General features: G+C 57.8%; 10 protein-coding genes. 5 read left to right on the top strand and 5 right to left on the bottom strand.

What is annotated here, in order from left to right; genetic code table 11:
• Positions 1-17 precede the first annotated feature (17 nt).
• From EII30_RS04140 to EII30_RS04155, 4 genes are all read right to left on the bottom strand, one after another.
• Entirely contained in the window at positions 18-2,093 is a 2,076-nt protein-coding gene (locus EII30_RS04140) for a type IIA DNA topoisomerase subunit B (RefSeq protein ID WP_124886061.1), read from the bottom strand.
• A gap of 15 nt (positions 2,094-2,108) precedes the next feature.
• Positions 2,109-3,668, bottom strand: coding sequence for a Mur ligase family protein (locus EII30_RS04145; RefSeq protein WP_124886062.1), 1,560 nt, complete (start codon positions 3,666-3,668; stop codon positions 2,109-2,111).
• A gap of 3 nt (positions 3,669-3,671) precedes the next feature.
• Complete coding sequence (locus EII30_RS04150; RefSeq protein ID WP_199731564.1) at positions 3,672-5,372, bottom strand: RNA polymerase sigma factor; 1,701 nt, start codon at positions 5,370-5,372, stop codon at positions 3,672-3,674.
• Positions 5,373-5,995: 623 nt separating this feature from the next.
• Positions 5,996-6,949 (bottom strand): proteasome assembly chaperone family protein, encoded by a 954-nt coding sequence (locus tag EII30_RS04155; RefSeq protein WP_233569273.1) that lies wholly within the window; start codon positions 6,947-6,949, stop codon positions 5,996-5,998.
• 187 nt (positions 6,950-7,136) lie between these two features.
• On the opposite strand from EII30_RS04155, the gene lpdA reads away from it, so the two are divergent.
• From lpdA to EII30_RS04175, 4 genes are all read left to right on the top strand, one after another.
• On the top strand, positions 7,137-8,510 hold the full coding sequence (gene lpdA / locus EII30_RS04160; RefSeq protein WP_124886064.1) for a dihydrolipoyl dehydrogenase: 1,374 nt from the start codon (positions 7,137-7,139) through the stop codon (positions 8,508-8,510).
• A 31-nt stretch (positions 8,511-8,541) separates the two neighbouring features.
• On the top strand, positions 8,542-9,972 hold the full coding sequence (locus EII30_RS04165; protein ID WP_124886065.1) for a 2-oxo acid dehydrogenase subunit E2: 1,431 nt from the start codon (positions 8,542-8,544) through the stop codon (positions 9,970-9,972).
• 261 nt (positions 9,973-10,233) lie between these two features.
• Positions 10,234-10,749 carry a hypothetical protein gene (locus EII30_RS04170; protein WP_124886066.1) on the top strand — a complete coding sequence of 172 codons (516 nt, stop codon included), beginning with the start codon at positions 10,234-10,236 and terminating at the stop codon, positions 10,747-10,749.
• A 116-nt stretch (positions 10,750-10,865) separates the two neighbouring features.
• Positions 10,866-11,570: a DUF4191 domain-containing protein gene (locus EII30_RS04175; protein WP_124886067.1), complete on the top strand. Its 705-nt coding sequence runs from the start codon at positions 10,866-10,868 to the stop codon at positions 11,568-11,570.
• A gap of 68 nt (positions 11,571-11,638) precedes the next feature.
• On the opposite strand, the gene EII30_RS04180 is transcribed toward EII30_RS04175, so the two are convergent.
• A complete protein-coding gene (locus EII30_RS04180; protein WP_124886068.1) occupies positions 11,639-12,067 on the bottom strand; it encodes an RDD family protein in 429 nt (142 codons plus the stop codon).
• A gap of 188 nt (positions 12,068-12,255) precedes the next feature.
• Between EII30_RS04180 and glnA the strand changes: the two genes are divergently transcribed.
• Positions 12,256-13,683 (top strand): type I glutamate--ammonia ligase, encoded by a 1,428-nt coding sequence (glnA, locus tag EII30_RS04185; RefSeq protein WP_124886069.1) that lies wholly within the window; start codon positions 12,256-12,258, stop codon positions 13,681-13,683.
• The last annotated feature ends 2 nt before the right edge of the window (positions 13,684-13,685 follow it).

Here is a 13,685-nt window from a genome sequence, read left to right on the forward strand (position 1 = left end):
GCGTGCCAGCTAACGAGCTAGGCGTCGATGTTGGCGGCCGAGATCTGGCTGCTGCCGGAGACAATAAAGTCTCTGCGCGGCGGCACCTCGCGACCCATCAGCAGGTCAAAGACTTCTTCGGCGCGCTCCGCGTCTGCAACGGTGACACGGCGCAGCAGTCGCTTGGAGCGATCCATTGTTGTCTCCTCCAGCTGTTTCGCGTCCATTTCACCGAGACCCTTGTAGCGCTGAATCGGCTCCTGATATTTCTTGTTGCTGCGCTTCAGTTTCGTAAGCAGCCGGTTAAGCTCCGCCTCCGAGTAGGTGTAAACCACCTCGTTGGGTTTTGATCCCGGGTTGATAATCACCACGCGGTGCAGCGGCGGAACGGCAGCAAACACGCGCCCGGCCTCAACCAGCGGCCGCATGTAGCGGAAGAACAGGGTTAGAAGCAGCGTCCGAATGTGGGCGCCGTCGACGTCGGCGTCGCTCATCAGCACAATCTTGCCGTAGCGCGCTGAGGAGAGATCGAAGCTGCGGCCGGATCCACCCCCGACAACCTGGATAATGTTTGCGCACTCGGCGTTGGCGAGCATCTCGGCAACCGTCGACTTTTGCACGTTTAAGATCTTGCCTCGGATCGGCAGCAGCGCCTGATAGCCGGAGTCGCGAGCGAGTTTCGCGGTTCCGAGAGCGGAGTCACCCTCGACAATAAACAGTTCACTCTCGTCGACATTGTTACTGCGGCAGTCAACAAGTTTCGCGGGAAGCGAGGAGTTTTCAAGCGCGTTTTTGCGGCGCTGTGTATCCCGCTGGGTGCGGGCCGCGATCCGCGATTTCATCTCATTAACAACCTTCTCGAGCAGTCTGGCGGTCTGCGCCTTGTCTGCTTTGCTGGTTGATTCGAATCGCGCGAGCAGTGCCTCGCTGACAACCCTTGAAACGATCTGGCGGATCGCAGCGGTTCCGAGCACCTCTTTTGTCTGCCCCTCAAACTGCGGCTCCGGGAATCGCACCGTCACAATCGCTGTCAGGCCGGCGAGCACATCGTCTTTTTCTGGCCGGTCGCTGCCCGCTTTAAGCTTGCGGGAGTTTGCCTCAACCTGCTTCCTAATGGTTTTCAGCACAGCCTGCTCAAAACCGGCGAGGTGGGTGCCGCCCTTCGGGGTTGCAATAATGTTGACGAAGCTTTGCACCTTGGTTTCAAAACCGGTGCCCCAGCGCAGCGCAATATCGACGCTGCAGTCACGGGTCACCTCTCGCGACTCCATTGTGCCGGTTTCCTCGTTTTGCACCGGCACAGTCTCTTTAAACTCGCGGTTGCTCTGGATCCGCCAAATATCTGTCACTGCGTCATCGTGTGACAGGTGGTCAACAAACTCGGAGATGCCGCCGTCAAACTTGAAACTGTGGGTGCGGATCTCGTCCTCACGCTCATCGGTGATTACGATCTCAAGACCCGGCACCAAAAAGGCGGTCTGTCTGGCTCTGTTGAGCAGTGCCTGTGTCTCAAACTCTGCCTCTTTTAGGAAGATCTGCGGATCCGCCCAGTAGCGCACTCGGGTTCCCGTGTTTGCCTTGGCAACCCGCTTACCCTTTTGCAGAGCGGCCCCCGGTTTGCTCGGGGTGAATGGCGCGTCTGCTGCCTCTCCCGCAAACTCGCCGGGAACTCCGTGACGGAACGACATCGTCCAGGTTGCGCCATCGCGGCACACCGTCACATCGAGACGCTGCGAGAGCGCGTTCACAACGGAGGCACCAACGCCGTGCAGACCACCGGCGGAGCCGTAGGAGGATCCACCAAATTTGCCGCCCGCGTGAAGTTTTGTAAACACCAGCTCAACACCGCTGAGCCCGGTTTTTGGTTCTTTATCAACCGGCACGCCACGGCCCGAGTCGGCGACGCTGACGCTGCCGTCACGGTGCAGGGTTATGTCGATCCGCTCACCAAAACCGGCAAGCGCCTCGTCAACCGAGTTATCGATAATCTCCCAGAGGCAGTGCATCAGACCGCGCGAGTCGGTTGAGCCGATATACATGCCGGGGCGTTTGCGAACCGCCTCAAGCCCCTCTAAAACGAGCAGGTTCTTTGCTGAATAGTCTGATTGCGCCATTTTAGCCAGCCCCTTTTAGTTTTCTTTCTCGCTTGTCTGCGCCGCAGCAACGGTTTTTTCGCGCGGATCCAAAGCCCGCGGATCCTCGCCGGCAATCGCCGCTCTCACCGCCGCTTGTTCGTCGATTGTGATGGTGCCCGCGCCGCCCGCTTGGATCAGCGTGTTTTGGTGGCCGATGCCGGTGATTAGCACGGTGTCGCCGAACTGTTTTGCCCGGGCAACAGCCTGCCCGATCGCGTCCCAGCGGTTTGGCACAAGCTGCCAGTCGGCGCCGTCAGTGTTTAGCTGATCGCTCGCAACCCTAAAGCACTCTTCCAGGGTGCTCTCTTTCATATCGTCCTCGGTGAGGATAACGTGATCGGCTGTTTCGGCTGCGGTGTGCGCGAGACGCCGCCAGCCCGCCTCTCCCCTGTCACCGGGCACGCCAAACACCAGGGTTAGCGCGTTGTTGCTGAGCGCTTTCAGCGAGCTTACCGCGGTTGCGATCGCGTCGGGCGTGTGCGCATAGTCAATAAAAATGTGCAGTCCGGCGCTGTTTGCAACCGGTTTGGTGCGGCCGGGAACAATGTCGGCGACCGCGAGAGCATAGAGTGCGTCACTTTTTTTGATGCCGAGCAGGTCAGCAACAACCAGCGCGAGCAGCGAGTTACTGATGTTGTGAACACCCAGCCAACTGGTTTCTGCCCCGGCGTTTTCACCGGTCAGCTTGTTTACAACGGTGAACCGGCTGCCGTTTAGGTCGGTTGTTATCTCGGTTGCGATTGTGTCCGCCGCGGGTGAGGCGTGCGCGGAGGTTGTAATCACCCGCCGTTCCGGGTTTTCTTCGCGCAGTTCTTTCGCGAGCCGCGCACCATATTCGGTGTCAATGTCGATCACCGCGGGGGTTTCCGGGTGTTCGCTAAATAGCTGTTTCTTGGAGAGATAGTAGCTCTCCATGGTGCCGTGAAAATCGAGATGTTCCTCGCTGAGGTTCGTAAACACCAGCGCACTGAATCTAACGCCGGTGACGCGGTGCAGGTCGAGCGCGTGTGAGCTCACCTCCATTACGGTGTGGGTGGATCCGTGATCCGCCACCCGTTTCAGCTCGCGCATTAGCGTGGTTGCTTCGGGGGTTGTGTTGCCGGTGTAGTTGATGTTTTTGCCGTCATCAACCCCGAGTGTGCCGATAGTTGTTGTGTTCTTCCCCGCTGCCCGCAGCAGGTTGCTGAGCAGATAGGCGACGCTTGTTTTACCGTTTGTCCCGGTGACACCAATAATCTGCTGTCCGCTGTCGGGTTCGCCATAGATTCTGCGGGCGATTGGCCCGATCACGGCTCGCACGTTTTTTACCCGTAGAAAGTTGACGGCCGGATCCAGCTGCTCAGGCAGCTCTTCGCAAACCACCGCAACGGCTCCCGCATCGATTGCGTCGGCGATAAAATGGCGGGCGTCCTGTTTGAATCCGGGTACGGCAAAGAACAGGTCTCCCGGCTGCACTCTGCGAGAGTCGTGGGTTGCGCCGGTTATTTCAGCGTCTGGGTTACTCTCGACCAGCTGCTCCGGGAGAATATCCTGTATCGCACTTCTGATCTGCACTGTTTACTCGAGGTAGTCCCGCAGCTGCTGTGACCGTGATGGGTGACGCAGTTTCGCCATCGTTTTTGACTCTATTTGGCGGATCCGCTCACGGGTGACCCCGAAGGTGTCACCGATCTGGTCGAGTGTTTTTGGCATACCGTCGCCGAGCCCGAAGCGCATTTTAATCACGCCTGCTTCACGCTCTGACAGGGAGTCGAGCAGCTGTTCAAGCTGCTGCTGCAGCATCGTGAATCCTACAGCCTCTGCCGGAACGATCGCCTCGGTGTCCTCGATCAGGTCACCGAACTCGCTGTCGCCGTCCTCACCGAGCGGGGTGTGCAGGGAGATTGGCTCGCGGCCGTACTTCTGCACCTCAACAACCTTCTCAGGGGTCATGTCGAGTTCGAGGCTCAGCTCTTCCGGGGTTGGTTCACGGCCAAGATCCTGCAGCATCTGCCGCTGCACTCGGGCGAGCTTGTTAATCACCTCAACCATGTGGACCGGGATACGAATTGTGCGCGCCTGGTCGGCCATCGCACGGGTGATCGCCTGCCTAATCCACCAGGTTGCGTAGGTGGAGAACTTGAAGCCCTTGGTGTAGTCGAATTTTTCGACGGCGCGGATCAGACCGAGGTTACCCTCCTGGATCAGGTCGAGGAACTGCATTCCACGGCCGGTGTAGCGTTTCGCGAGCGACACAACCAGACGCAGGTTCGCGCCCAGCAGGTGCTTTTTGGCTTTCTGACCGTCACGGGCAACCCACTTCAGCTCACGGACGAGCTTCCGCGGCAGGTCTTTCTCGGTCGCGAGTTTATCCTCGGCAAAGAGACCCGCCTCGATCCGCTTCGCCAGCTCCACCTCTTCGGCGGCGTTGAGCAGCGAAACCTTACCGATCTGTTTCAGGTAGTCCTTAACCGGGTCCGCTGTTGCACCGGGGATTGCGGTGCTCTGCAGCGGCACGTCCTCCTCATCGGTGGAGCGAATAACCATCGCCCCGCTGCTGGCTTTTGCGTCATCCTCAATCGCCTGTTGCGCTTCTTCGGGTGCGTCGGTGGATCCGCCATCAGCCGAGTCATCAACCTCGTCAGTTGCGACATCGAGCGCCTCTTCGAGGCCCTCGTCCTCACTCTTCTTTGCCCCACGCCCCCGCTTCGCGGTTGTTTTGCTCGCGGTTTTTGCGGTGGACTTAGCGGCGGTTTTCGCTGTCGCCCGCTTGGTTGTCGACTTGGCCGCGGTTTTTGTACTCTTTGCCGCGGTCGGTGCTGCCTCGGTCTGCTCCTCAGCTGTTACCTCAGCAGCTGCTGCGTCGCTCGCCTTGGCGCGGCTTGCCTTCGCCTTGGCTGCGGTTGTTTTTGCAGCAGTAGATTTTGCTGCTGTGGTTTTGGCAGCGGTTGTCTTTGCTGCTGTGCTCTTAGCGGTTGCAGACTTAGCCGCGGTGGTTTTCGTCGCTGCTGACTTACTCGCTGCTGACTTGGTCGCTGTTGATTTTGCCGCAGTTGATTTAGCTGCTGTGCTCTTGGCAGTGGTTTTCTTAGCGGTGCTAGCCTTGGCAGCGGTTGTTTTAGCCGAGGTGGATTTGGCTGCGGCTGTTTTACTAGCCGTCGACTTAGCGGCGGTGGATTTGCTCGCGGTTGTCTTAGCAGCGGTTGTCTTAGTTGCCGCTGATTTCGCAGCGGCGGTTTTAGTCGCGGTGCTCTTCGCAGCGGCGGTCTTAGTTGCGATGCTCTTCGCAGCGGCGGTCTTTGACGCAGCTGTTTTTGTTGTTGTCTTAGCAGCGGTTGTTTTCGCCGCAGTGGTTTTCGCGGTCGCGGTTTTAGCGCTGCTAGCTTTTGCAGCGGTCGTCTTGCTTGTTGTTTTTGCCGCCGCTGACTTAGCGGCCGCTGTCTTGGTGGTCGGTGCTTTTGCCGCGGCTGTCTTTTTGGTCGCCGCAGCAGTCTTTCTCGCTGGTTTTTCAGCAACTGCTGAGTCTGTCTTTACCGACTCCGCAGCTGTGGCCTTTTTTGAAGTTGCCACGCAACCGCCTCTCTATAAAATAACCCGAAAAGTTAGCCGGCAAGTCCCGCTATCCAAAACCGGCAAACACATCTCTAATGCGCCGCTAGCCCTGCACACCCGCAATGCCCAAATAGTCAGTTTGCTAACACATAAGCTAAGCAAATTAACTAGCAGCGCATCCCAAAAAAACTTGCGTAACTGGATTAATCCCGTGTCAAGTGCCCAAGAAGGGCGCCCGCACGGGAAGCTAGATACATTATACACACACGGCGAAGCGACCCAGCCGTAAATACGCTGTGTCAACCAACTATTTCAACCCTTTCAGCTACGGAAGCTAACCAGCTGAGGGCCTAGAATGCCTGATCGTCGCCGGTGTCGGGATCCGCCCCACCCTCATCTGAAATAGCGGCAGCCAGATACTGCTCAAACTCGTCTGCGATCTCATCGGCTGACGGGATGCTCTCGCCCTCGCCGAGGATTGGGCTGAGACCGCTGTTTTCTTTCTCGTGCTGCAGGGCGTCGAAACGCTGCTCGAGGGAAATAACCATTTCGCGGTGCTCGTCATTCTCGGCGACCTGGCGATCCACCTGCTGATTAAAGCGCTGCGAACGCTCCAGCAGCTCCTCGGTTGCGAAGATTAGGCCGGTGATGCTCGACAGCACCGAGATCGCGGCGAGCAGGCCGTCAGGGTACTCGGTTGATGACAGATAGTGTGGCAGCGAGAGTGTGCAACCAACAACAGGTTTATTAAGGTTGGTGAGCTGGAACTCAAGCAGGTGAACGATTGACGCTGACAGGCGTGTGTCGGGGTTCCAGTCGGAGAATTCCTCGATCAGCTCCGGTTTTGTACCACTAATTGTTTTTACGAGCGGACGAGTGTGCGGAACCGGCATCGGCAGCGCCTGCACCCAGCTGGTAACGGAGACATCGAGCTCGCGAATCAGCAGCAGCACAACCTCGGTGAAACGCTCCCAGCGGTAGTCTGGCTCGAAACCGCTGAGCACCAGGAATTGCGCACCAAGCTCGTCGGTTGCCAGGGCGAGCACCAGCTCGTCAGGCTCGTAGGCGGTGAAGCGGTTGCCCTCAAACTTCATCAGCGGCCTGCGTGAGCGGTAGTCCAGGAGCAGATCAGGTTTGAAGCGCAGCACAACTCGTGGATCGCAGTTGTCCCAAATATACCTGTCGAGCCCGCCAACTACGCCGCCGCTGTCGCTTGCGCCGAGCATGGTGATGATCAGGGGCAAGCCCCTGGGCACCTCTTTACCGAGGTCTTCCACTTCTAGACTGAACAAAGATACAGGCACAAGTACAGTCTATTAAATTTCGGCTGACTGTGTACCCCAGTTTCGCTCAAGGTGTAATGACATTTTTCAGACAATCTCTAGTAGGATTAGACCCAAAGCAATTTATGCTTGTATTGCTGCGTAGCAGTCACATCAAGCAGCCCGATTGTGGTTCATCTATTTAACTCGCAACACCAGGGAGTATCTGTTGGCAGATCAGCAGTTTGACATCGTTGTTCTAGGCGGCGGAAGCGCCGGTTACGCAACAGCAATTCGCGCAACACAGCTTGGCATGACAGCGGCTGTAATTGAAAAAGACAAACTCGGTGGCACCTGCCTGCATCGCGGTTGTGTTCCAACAAAGGCGATGCTGCACGCTGCTGAGTTGGCTGATAACGTCCGTGAGGCGGGCAGCTACGGGATCCAGGCGCTGCTCACCGGCATCGACATTAATGCCGTTGCGGCTCAGCGCGACGGCATTGTTTCTGCCAAGTTTAAGGGCCTGCAGGGTCTGCTGAAGGCGGTCGGTGTGACCGTTATCGCAGGCGAGGGCAAACTGGTTGCACCAAACACTGTGCAGGTAGGTGAGGATCGCATCACCGGCAAAAACATCGTGCTCGCGACCGGATCCTACTCGCGCAGCCTGCCGGGTCTCGACATCACCGGTCGGGTTATTACAAGCGAGCAGGCACTGCAGCTTGATGTTATCCCGCAGCGGGTTGCAATCCTCGGCGGCGGTGTTATCGGCGTAGAGTTCGCGAGTGTTTGGCGCTCATTCGGTGCTGAGGTAACCATTATTGAGGGTCTCCCTCACCTCGTGCCGAACGAGGAAGAGTCCATCTCTAAACAGCTGGAGCGCGCCTTTAAGAAGCGCGGCATTGGCTACAAACTCGGTGTTCGGTTCCAGTCTGTAACCCAGGACGCTAACGGTGTCACCGTAACCCTCGAGGACGGTTCAACCGTTGCCGCAGACTACCTGCTCGTTGCTGTCGGTCGCGGTCCCGCAACCGCTGGCATCGGCCTGGAAGAGGTTGGTGTAACAACCGATCGCGGCTTCGTGCTCACCAACGAGCGTCTACAGACCAACGTTCCTGGCGTTTGGGCGGTTGGCGACATTGTTCCTGGCCTGCAGCTTGCTCACCGCGGCTACCAGCAGGGTATTTTTGTTGCCGAGGAGATCGCGGGCTTAAACCCGATCGTTGTCGCTGACACAAACATTCCAAAGGTCACCTACTGCGATCCAGAGATCGCCTCTGTCGGTCTCACCGAGGCTAAAGCAAAAGAGCAGTTCGGTGTGGATCGCGTCACCAGCTACGAATACAACCTTGCGGGCAACGCCAAAAGCTCAATCCTCGGCACTGCCGGATCCGTTAAGGTTGTGCGCGAGGTTGACGGCCCGGTTCTTGGTGTTCACATGATCGGCGCCCGCGTCGGTGAGCTCGTCGGTGAGGCGCAGCTGATCGTCAACTGGGACGCCCAGCCTGAGGACGTTGCGCCGTTTATTCACGGTCACCCAACCCAAAATGAGACAATCGGTGAGGCGATGCTAAAGCTTGCCGGCAAACCACTTCACGGAATTTAAGCTTTACCGCACAGGAAACGGAGATTAGATCATGAGTCAGGAAGTAACCCTTCCAGCCCTCGGCGAGAGCGTAACCGAGGGAACAGTCACACAGTGGCTAAAAAACATTGGGGACACAGTAGAGGTTGACGAGCCACTGCTGGAGGTTTCAACTGACAAGGTTGACACCGAGGTTCCTTCACCGTTTGCGGGCGTACTCGAAGAGATTCTCGTGCAGGAGGACGAAACCGTCGAGGTTGGCGGCGTGCTCGCACGAATCGGCGACGGATCCGGTGCTGCTGCGCCGGCCGCTACCCCAGAACCTGCTGCGGAACCAGAACCAGTTCCAGAGCCTGAGCCAGCACCGGCACCAGCTCCTGAGCCAGCGCCAGAGCCTGCTCCGGCGCCTGCGCCAGCTCCCGCTCACGCTGCTCCTGAGCCACCCCTGTCACCGGCCGCTGTTTCCAGCGCCGCTGCCCCTGCACAGGCGTTTGACAAGCTTCCGGATCCACCAGCAGCTCCTGCAGCACCAGCTGCCCCTGCGGCTCCGGCAGCACCGGCTGCTCAGCCAGCGGCTGCCCCAGCTGCTGCCGCTGGTGGATCCGGTTACGTCACCCCGATTGTGCGCAAGCTCGCCTCTGAGCTCGGCGTTGATCTGAGCAAGGTGGTTGGCACCGGCATCGGTGGCAGGATCCGCAAAGAAGATGTTAAGGCAGCAGCCTCACAGGAGCAGCCAGCTGACGCACCAGCACCGCTTGAGGTTTCACCGCTGCGCGGTACAACCGTCAAGATGAGCCGCCTGCGCAAGGTTGTTGCCGAGCGCGCTGTTGCCTCAATGCAGCAGACCGCACAGCTGACAACCGTTGTGAAGGTTGATGTCACCAAGGTTGCGCAGCTGCGTGCTGCAAAGAAGGAGGAGTTCCTGGCAAAAACCGGCAACAAACTATCGTTTATGCCGTTCTTCGCTGTTGCCGCAACCGAGGCGCTGCAGACCTACCCGATTATCAACTGCACCGTTGACGGCGACAGCATTGTCTACCCTGCGAGTGAGAACATCAGCATCGCGGTTGACACCGAGCGTGGTCTGCTCACCCCGGTGATTCGCAACGCAGCTGGCAAGAACATTGCCCAGTTCGCTGCTGAGATCGCTGACCTGGCTGAGCGCACCCGCAACAACCAGCTGAAACCAGACGAGCTCGCTGGCGGTACCTTCACACTGACCAACACGGGTTCACGCGGTGCTCTGTTTGACACCCCGGTTGTGTTCCTACCACAGTCTGCAATCCTCGGCACCGGCGCTGTTATTAAAGAGCCCGGCGTTGTGAAAACAGACGAGGGTGAGACAATCGGTATCCGTTCCTACGTCTACCTTGCGCTGTCATACGATCACCGGATCATTGACGGCGCGGACGCTGCTCGCTTCCTCTCACAGATCAAGCAGCGTCTTGAGGCAGGCCAGTTCTCAAGAGATTTGGGAATCTAACCCCGCTTAAAACCACTAAAATCTAGGCGGCTGTGGCGCAGAAAACCTGCGTCGCAGCCGTTTACTTTTACCCCAGGGTCGTAGAGAGCCTCCAGGGCCGCTGGGAATGTTCAGGGCCGCTGTAAGAGCACGGAAAACAGCCACTTTTCACGGCCGGTAAACCGTTGTTAACAGCCCGGAAAACTGCCGCAGTTGACAGCAGTTTTCCACAGTTTGAAGCAGCCCTCACCGCCATGGCTCCCCCGCTGCCATGATTGGGCTATGAAACACAACAACCCACAGCAAACAAACAACTGGCGATGCGCCCACGTTGCCTGGCTGTTACTGCAGCTTACCTCGGCCGCAGAAAACAGTCGGCTACCGCAGCAGACACTGCGGCAAGCAGACCTCAGCCGTTTACGCTACCGAGACGGCAAACTGCAGCTCATCCTCAGCGAACACCCGCTGGCAAAACTGGCGAGGTTACGGCGCCGGCGCGCTGACAAGAACCGCGAGTCCACACTCCCCACCAGAGCATTCGCGAAACGCCTCTATAAACAGCAGCTTCCCGCTCTGTTAAAACAGCCCGGTAGCTACCAATTACTGCAGGAGGCGGTGAGCGATACAGAAACCTTCCAGCGGCAGGCGGCGAGGGGCGGATCCGCTGGCTTAGCCACCAGGCAGCGGCGATACACAACCGCGACTGTTTTAACGGCTGAGATAAACGCCCGAATCACACCACAAAAACCGGAGTGGATCGAGAAACTCCCTTGCTTGAGAAGCAGGTTGCTGTGCTAACATTTCGCAAGTCTGTCCGGTGGATCCACCTGCGCAATCACGCTGTTAGCTAACATGCGGCAAAAACCAGCAAATCAGTTACATAAAACCCAAAGCTACAGGGTATCCTAGAAAACATGGCGAAAGAGAAGCAGCAGAAAGAACCCGGCCGCATCAAACAAATGGTGCAGGTCTATAAGACTACGAAGGCACACGACAAGAACCTGACGCTGATGATGCTGTTGGCGTTCCTGGCGCCAATTCTGGTTGCTACGCTGCTCGCGGTGCTGCTGCCGGGAGGGATTGTTGCCTACATCCTGTGGCCACTCACCGGTGCTTTAGTCGGCGTTTTGCTCGCGACTATTGTGCTCGGTCGCCGCGCCGAGAAGGCCGCCTACGAGCAGATTGAGGGTCGCCCCGGTGCCGCAGGCGCTGTTGTTTCTGGTGGACTTCGCAGGTCATACCGCGGATCAGAAAAACCGGTCGCGATTGAGGCTCGTAGCCAGACCTATGTTTACCGCGCGGTTGGTCGCGGCGGCATTGTGCTTGTTGCGGAGGGCGCGAGCGCCAAGGCGAAGGACCTAATGGTGAAAGAGGAGAGGCGGATCCGCCGCTCTGCAGCGCTCAGCAACATCCCGGTGACGAAGATCCACGTTGGTCGTGAACCAGATCAGACTCCCCTGCCGGAGCTGCCGAAAACCATCTACAAGATTAAGCGCAGCCTTAACCGCGCAGAGGTGCAGGAGGTTTATAACCGTCTGCAGACGCTGAAGCAGGAACCGCTCGGCATTCCAAAGGGAATCGACCCAATGCGGATGCGGCGCCCAAGCAGGCCACGCTAAACACGCACCGGCTGGCCAGCCTGACGAACAGGCTGGCTAAACTAAACTCAGCAGTTGGCCAAAATAGGTTAAACGCGAACCAGCACGGTTCCCGGGATTTTATCGTGGAAGGCGCGCTGGTCTGAGTCCCAAACAAGCACCGGCACAACAATGCACAGCAGTAGGGTTCTGGCCAGCGCCTTCAAGAAACCGGCAGATTGGCCGCTGAGGGTTATAACCCGCAAGCCAAACATGTAGTGACCCGCGGATCCGCCAATAAAGGTGATAAACAGCACCTGTAAAACAGCGAAAATACCGAGCGTGCCAAAAGATGTCCACGGTGCGGGGATAAAAAACATTGAGATAACCGAGGCGATCAGCCAGTCAACACAGATCGCGAGCACCCGCCTACCGAAACGCGCAACCGACCCTGGGCCGGACTCTGGCAAACCTAAACGCTCACCGGGAAACTTACTCGGCTCTAGATCCCCGAATTTAATCTGCTGTTGGCCTGTCATGCTAACAATTCTAGCAGCGCAGCCACGCCAGGCTGGCCGGTAAAAACCCGCTTTAAGCACGAAGTTAGCGGTGAATTTAGCGGGAATGACAACAAACCCAGCCGCGGCAGCGTAAAATTAGATTGTGCGTGTTAACCGGCAGGCAGTGCCGGGCACCATTTCAAGTTTTTGCGCCATGAAGGAGTTTCATGTTTAGTACACCGCAGGAGATGCTTGACTACATCGCCGAAAACGATGTCAAGTTTGTAGATATTCGCTTCACAGACCTTCCGGGTGTGCAGCAGCACTTTAATATTCCCGCCGCGTCCGTTGACGAAGACTTCTTCACCAACGGTCAAATGTTTGACGGCTCATCAATCAGGGGTTTTGTCGGAATTGCTGAATCAGACCTGCAGCTGATCCCCGACGTCACAACCTGTTACATTGATCAGTTCCGCGCCGAGAAAACCCTAATCGTTATCTGCGACATCTACAACCCGCGGACCGGTGAAATCTTCCACAAGGATCCACGCCAGGTTGCTAAAAAGGCAGAGCAGTACCTCAGCTCAACTGGCATCGCCGACACCGCTTTCTTTGCACCGGAGGCAGAGTTCTACATCTTCGATTCGATTAAGGTGCGTAACCTGCCACAGGCGACAGGCTACGAGCTAAACGGCGAAGAAGCTCCGTGGACCGCCTACGACAGCGAGCTCGGTGACGCTAACCTCGGCCACAAAACCCCGGTTAAGGGCGGTTACTTCCCGGTAACACCAACCGACAAGCAGGCTGACCTGCGCGACGATATCTCACTGCGTCTCATCGACGCGGGCCTCACCCTTGAACGCTCCCACCACGAGGTTGGAATCCCCGGTCAGGCAGAGATTAACTACCGTTTCAACACAATGGTTGCAGCAGCCGATGACGTGCTGAAGTTCAAGTACATCGTGAAAAACACCTGCGAGCAGTGGGGCAAAACCGCTACCTTCATGCCGAAGCCTGTGCAGGGCGATAACGGCTCCGGTATGCACACCCACATGTCACTGTGGGCAAACGGCGAGCCACTGTTCTACGACGAGAACGGCTACGCTGGCCTGTCAGACACAGCACGCTGGTTCATCGGCGGTATTCTAAAGCACGCACCGGCTGTGCTCGCGTTCACAAACCCAACCATTAACAGCTACCGTCGCCTGGTGAAGGGCTACGAGGCGCCGGTTAACCTCGCCTACTCAGCTGGCAACCGCTCTGCTGCGATCCGCATTCCAATCACCGGCTCAAACCCGAAGGCGAAGCGCATCGAGTTCCGCGCACCAGATGCTTCAGGCAACCCGTATCTCGCGTTTGCCGCGCAGCTGATGGCCGGCCTCGACGGCATCAGAAACCGGATTGAGCCGCTCGCACCAATCGACAAGGACCTTTACGAGCTGCCACCGGAGGAAGCAAAGAACATCCCGCAGGTTCCGGGCGATCTCGCTGAGGCGCTGGAGGCGCTTGAGGCGGATCACGAGTTCCTGCTGCAGGGTGGTGTGTTCACCAAGGAGCTGATCGACGCCTGGATCGAGTACAAGCGTGAAGCAGAGCTCGCACCGATGGCGCTCCGGCCGCACCCGTTCGAGTTCGAGCTCTACTACGGTGTCTAGCC

Source organism: Leucobacter sp. OH1287, from assembly GCF_003859945.1.
GTDB lineage: Bacteria > Actinomycetota > Actinomycetes > Actinomycetales > Microbacteriaceae > Canibacter.

Excerpts from the sequence above, each read along its gene's own strand:
- EII30_RS04180 (WP_124886068.1), bottom strand. The coding sequence starts at position 12,067 with ATGACAGGCCAACAGCAGATTAAATTCGGGGATCTAGAGCCGAGTAAG.
- EII30_RS04165 (WP_124886065.1), top strand. The coding sequence starts at position 8,542 with ATGAGTCAGGAAGTAACCCTTCCAGCCCTCGGCGAGAGCGTAACCGAG.
- EII30_RS04170 (WP_124886066.1), top strand. The coding sequence starts at position 10,234 with ATGAAACACAACAACCCACAGCAAACAAACAACTGGCGATGCGCCCAC.
- EII30_RS04140 (WP_124886061.1), bottom strand. The coding sequence starts at position 2,093 with ATGGCGCAATCAGACTATTCAGCAAAGAACCTGCTCGTTTTAGAGGGG.
- glnA (WP_124886069.1), top strand. The coding sequence starts at position 12,256 with ATGTTTAGTACACCGCAGGAGATGCTTGACTACATCGCCGAAAACGAT.
- EII30_RS04175 (WP_124886067.1), top strand. The coding sequence starts at position 10,866 with ATGGCGAAAGAGAAGCAGCAGAAAGAACCCGGCCGCATCAAACAAATG.